The 3746-nt window shown below is 68.4% G+C and carries 5 protein-coding genes; all 5 read left to right on the forward strand.

Annotated elements, in window-relative coordinates; all coding sequences use genetic code 11:
- The first annotated feature begins 169 nt into the window (after positions 1-169).
- Positions 170-1111, forward strand: coding sequence for an aspartate carbamoyltransferase catalytic subunit (locus CVM52_RS24320; protein WP_100164884.1), 942 nt, complete (start codon positions 170-172; stop codon positions 1109-1111).
- Positions 1108-1644 (forward strand): hypothetical protein, encoded by a 537-nt coding sequence (locus CVM52_RS24325; protein WP_100164885.1) that lies wholly within the window; start codon positions 1108-1110, stop codon positions 1642-1644. Before CVM52_RS24320 ends, CVM52_RS24325 begins: the two co-directional genes overlap by 4 nt.
- Positions 1641-2054 carry a hypothetical protein gene (locus CVM52_RS24330; RefSeq protein WP_100164886.1) on the forward strand — a complete coding sequence of 138 codons (414 nt, stop codon included), beginning with the start codon at positions 1641-1643 and terminating at the stop codon, positions 2052-2054. Before CVM52_RS24325 ends, CVM52_RS24330 begins: the two co-directional genes overlap by 4 nt.
- The gene (gene pyrC / locus CVM52_RS24335; protein ID WP_100164887.1) at positions 2051-3331 is read left to right on the forward strand and encodes a dihydroorotase; all 1281 of its coding nucleotides are present in this window, start codon (positions 2051-2053) and stop codon (positions 3329-3331) included. The genes CVM52_RS24330 and pyrC overlap by 4 nt, the downstream gene beginning before the upstream one ends.
- Positions 3331-3746 (forward strand): glycerol-3-phosphate acyltransferase (locus CVM52_RS24340; RefSeq protein ID WP_100164888.1); only part of this gene is annotated, 416 nt, incomplete at its 3' end. The genes pyrC and CVM52_RS24340, both read left to right, overlap by 1 nt.

The following is a 3746-nucleotide window of genomic DNA, read 5'->3' on the forward strand; positions in this document are numbered from 1 at the left end:
CCCGTTGCACCGGCGGCACCATCTGCGCCCCCGGCAGCGCTTGCACCGAGGCGGGGCAATGCGGCCCGCCGCAACGCCCGCCGGCACGGCCGGCACAAGACTGAAGCTGCAAATATTGCCCCGGCGGCGCGCCTTTTCTATAAGGGCGCTATCACCACCGGAGCGCGTCATGTCCTTTGCCCATCGCCATCTTCTGGGGATCGAACAACTCTCGCCCGATGAAATTGTCACCCTGCTGGATCTGGCTGACGATTATGCCGAGCTGAACCGCCGCGCCGACAAACATGGCGACGCGCTGGCCGGGCTGACCCAGATCAACATGTTCTTCGAAAATTCCACCCGCACCCAGGCCAGTTTCGAACTGGCGGGCAAGCGGTTGGGTGCCGATGTGATGAACATGTCGATGCAGACCTCCAGCGTAAAAAAGGGTGAAACCCTGATCGACACGGCGATGACGCTGAACGCGATGCACCCGGATCTGCTGGTGGTGCGCCACCCGGCCTCGGGCGCGGTGGACCTCCTGGCGCAGAAGGTCAATTGCGCGGTGCTGAACGCCGGCGACGGGCGGCACGAACACCCCACCCAGGCGCTGCTGGACGCGCTGACCATCCGCCGCGCCAAGGGCCGGCTGCACCGGCTCAGCGTGGCGATCTGCGGCGATATCGCCCATTCGCGCGTGGCGCGGTCGAACCTGTTGCTGCTGAACAAGATGGAAAGCCGGATCCGCCTGATCGGCCCGCCCACGCTGATGCCGGCGGGCGTCGGCGCGCTGGGTGTCGAGGTGTTCGAGGATATGGCCGAGGGGCTGCGCGATGTCGACGTGGTGATGATGCTGCGGCTTCAGAAAGAGCGGATGGATGGCGGCTTCATCCCCTCGGAACGGGAATATTTCTATCGCTACGGGCTGGACGCGGAAAAGCTGGCCATGGCCAAGCCCGACGCCATCGTGATGCATCCCGGACCGATGAATCGCGGGGTCGAGATCGACGGCACCATCGCCGACGACATCAACCGCTCGGTGATCCAGGACCAGGTGGAAATGGGCGTCGCCGTGCGCATGGCGGCCATGGACCTGCTGGCCCGCAACCTGCGTGAAAGGACGGCGGCATGAGTGATACGCTCGACATCGCACCCGGGGAAACCCACGTGGTCCGCCTGTTCCGGCTCGACATGTCGCCCGAACAGGTGCGGTTCCTGCGCGACGATCCTGCCGCGCTGGCCGATATCCTGGGGCTCGACCAGATCGACCCTGCCCATGCCGACATTATTCGCCTGGACGACCTCGAGGAACTGGGCCTGTCCGGCTATCTGGTCGACGGTATCGGCGTGGACGCCGGCGAAATCGCCTCCGACCGCGCCCGGCTCGACGCGATGGAGGGCCATGTCCTGGTGCTGCTCAGCCGCGCGCTGGATGACAGCGTCACCCGGCTGACCCCCGGCAGCGGTGTCACACTGGTTGCCACCTACCGGCAGGTGGCCACCGACTGGAGCGCCAAGCCGATGCAATCCGACAGCGCCCGGCCCGGCAGCGGCACCCGCGCGGCGCCGCGCAAGGAACGCGCCCGCAGCCGGCGCATCGGCGGCGCGATCTTTGCCGCGGTGATGGTCGTGCTGGTGCTGATAATCCTGGCGGTGATCTGGTGAGCGAAGCGCCGGTTCGCTTCAAGACTGACCGCGCGGTCTATTTCGAAAGCCACCTCAAACTGGCGGCGCTGGCGATGGGCGGCGCGATGCTGGTGCTGTGGCTGGCCGGCAATCCCAATGTCTGGATCGGCGCGGCCGCGGGCCTCGGCGCCATCGCCCTGCGCGGCTGGTATCTGCGCGCCCAGGACCTCTCGGCTGTCTGGGAGCTGCGCGACGGCCTGCTGACCGGCCCCGGCGGCCGCCGCGTTCCGCTGGACCAGATCGAGACGCTGCGCCGCATCGGCAGTTTCGTGCAGGTGGTCACCCGCAGCGGCGACAGATACCTGATCAAGTACCAGGCCGATCCGGCCGCCACCATCGCCGCGCTGCGCCGCGCCCAGAACACCCGCCCGAAGGACCCGACCGCATGACCACGCTGCTGACCAACGCCCGGCTGATCGATCCCGAGGCCGGGAGCGACACGCAAGGCGCGCTTGTCATAACCCAGGGCCGCATCTCGGCAACCCTGCCCGAAGGCGCGCCGCTGCCGGCGGCGGAAACCGTGGTGGACTGCAACGGCAAATGCCTGGCCCCCGGCATCGTCGATATCGGCGTCAAGGTCTGCGAACCGGGCGAGCGGCACAAGGAAAGCTATCGTTCGGCCGGGCTGGCGGCGGCGGCGGGCGGGGTGACGACGATGGTCACCCGCCCCGACACGCTGCCCGCGATCGACACGCCCGAGGTCCTGGAATTCGTCCGCCGCCGCGCCAACGAGGCGGCGCCGGTCAACGTGTTGCCGATGGCGGCGCTGACCAAAGGCCGCGAAGGCCGCGAGATGACCGAGATAGGGTTCCTGCTGGATGCCGGTGCCGTCGCCTTTACCGATTGCGACAACGTGGTGCGCGACACCAAGGTGTTTTCCCGCGCGCTGACCTATGCGCGCAGCTGCGGCGCGCTGGTGATCGGCCATCCGCAGGAACCGGGCCTCAGCGCCGGGGCGGCGGCGACCTCGGGCAAGTTCGCCTCGCTCTACGGCCTGCCCGCGGTGTCGCCGATGGCCGAGCGCATGGGGCTGGACCGCGACATCGCCCTGATCGAGATGACCGGCGCGCGCTATCACGCCGACCAGATCACCACCCGCCGCGCCCTGCCGGCGCTGGAACGGGCCCGCGACAACGGGCTGGACATCACCGCGGGGGTGTCGATCCATCACCTCACGCTGAATGAATTCGACGTCTCGGGCTATCGCACCTTTTTCAAGGTCAAGCCGCCGCTGCGCAGCGAAGAGGACCGGCAGGCCATGATCGAGGCGCTGCGCAACGGGCTGATCGACATCATCTCGTCAATGCACACGCCGCAGGACGAGGAAAGCAAGCGCCGCCCCTTCGAAGACGCGGCCAGCGGCGCGGTGGCGTTGGAAACGCTGCTGCCGGCGGCGATGCGGCTGCATCACTCCGACGGCGTCGACCTGCCGACGCTGTTCCGTGCCATGGCGCTGAACCCGGCGCGGCGGCTGGGGCTGGATTGCGGGCGGCTGGCCGCCGGGGCGCCGGCCGACCTGGTGCTGTTCGACCCGAATGTGCCCTTCGTGCTCGACCGGGCCACATTGCGGTCGAAATCGCGCAACACCCCGTTTGACGGCGCCCGCCTGCAGGGTAGGGTCCTGACAACCTGGGTTGCAGGCCAGACGGTTTACCGGAGCGCATGATGCCGCCATTCGACACTTCCGCCACGCTTTTGATCCTGTGCGCCGTGTTCGGCTATGGGCTGGGCACCATCGCTTCGGGGCTGCTGCTGTCGCGGCTGATGGGCCTGGGCGACCTGCGCAAGATCGGGTCCGGCAATATCGGCGCCACCAACGTATTGCGCACCGGCAACAAGGCCGCCGCGGCGCTGACGCTGGTCCTGGACGCCGCCAAGGGCGCCGCGGCTGTGCTGCTGGGCCGCCTCGTCGCGGGCGAGGCCGGGGCGCAGATCGGCGGGCTGGCGGCGTTTCTGGGCCATTGCTATCCGGTCTGGCTGGGCTTTAAGGGCGGCAAGGGTGTGGCGACCTTCCTGGGCCTCTGGCTGGCGCTGGCCTGGCCGGTGGGCCTGGCCTGCTGCCTGACCTGGTTGGTCGCGGC

The organism is Pseudooceanicola lipolyticus, assembly GCF_002786325.1.
Lineage (GTDB): Bacteria > Pseudomonadota > Alphaproteobacteria > Rhodobacterales > Rhodobacteraceae > Pseudooceanicola_C > Pseudooceanicola_C lipolyticus.

Coding starts and splice junctions, on each gene's coding strand:
- CVM52_RS24320 (WP_100164884.1), top strand. CDS start 170: ATGTCCTTTGCCCATCGCCATCTTCTGGGGATCGAACAACTCTCGCCC.
- CVM52_RS24325 (WP_100164885.1), top strand. CDS start 1,108: ATGAGTGATACGCTCGACATCGCACCCGGGGAAACCCACGTGGTCCGC.
- pyrC (WP_100164887.1), top strand. CDS start 2,051: ATGACCACGCTGCTGACCAACGCCCGGCTGATCGATCCCGAGGCCGGG.